The organism is Shewanella surugensis (assembly GCF_023284005.1).
GTDB lineage: Bacteria > Pseudomonadota > Gammaproteobacteria > Enterobacterales > Shewanellaceae > Shewanella > Shewanella surugensis.
Genome location: NZ_JAKIKS010000357.1, coordinates 1 through 669, shown reverse-complemented (window position 1 = coordinate 669; position 669 = coordinate 1). Strand labels below are relative to the sequence as shown.

The 669-nt window shown below is 42.5% G+C and carries 1 protein-coding gene; it reads left to right on the top strand.

Translation table 11 applies throughout. The features are described from left to right. Window positions 1-22 precede the first annotated feature (22 nt). On the top strand, window positions 23-669 hold a 647-nt coding region (locus tag L2764_RS27510), incomplete at its 3' end, for an IS66 family transposase zinc-finger binding domain-containing protein (protein ID WP_248943504.1).

Sequence of the window (669 nt, the reverse complement as noted above, 5' to 3'; positions counted from 1 at the left end):
CGATATTTGATATCATCATCCGATGAAATTTACACCCGATAATCTACCCAACGATATTGATTGTCTTAAGCAATTACTGCTTGAGACGCTTGCGGCTAAAAATGCTGAAATCGCTGAACTTAAACAATCTGTACAGCGATTACTTGAGCAATTTCGCTTAGCACAACAAAAAAGGTTTGGCGCCAGTAGTGAACGCCATGATTATCAGGGTGAGTTATTTAACGAAGCTGAGGTAACGGTTGATGACGTTGATAATGAGCCTGTTGAATCGAGTACTGATGCAGTGCCAGCCGCACCTAAAAAACGTCCTAAGCGTCAACCTTTGCCTAAAGACTTACCTCGTGAAATCATTACCCATGATATTAGCGAGGAAGATAAACAGTGTGATTGTTGTGGCGAGCCGCTGACGTTAATGGGACAAGATAGCAGTGAAAAACTTAAATTCATTCCTGCTCAAATCAAAGTCATTGAGCACATTAGGTTAAAATACAGCTGCAACCAGTGTGAAACTCAAGGGACGCAGGCCAATATCAAGCAAGCACCCGTCCCTGCAAGTCCAATACCGAAAGGATTTGCCACGGCCAGTTTACTGAGTCAAATCATAACAAGTAAGTATCAGTACGCATTACCGCTTTATCGCCAAGAAATGCTGTTCAAGCAGCATGGTAT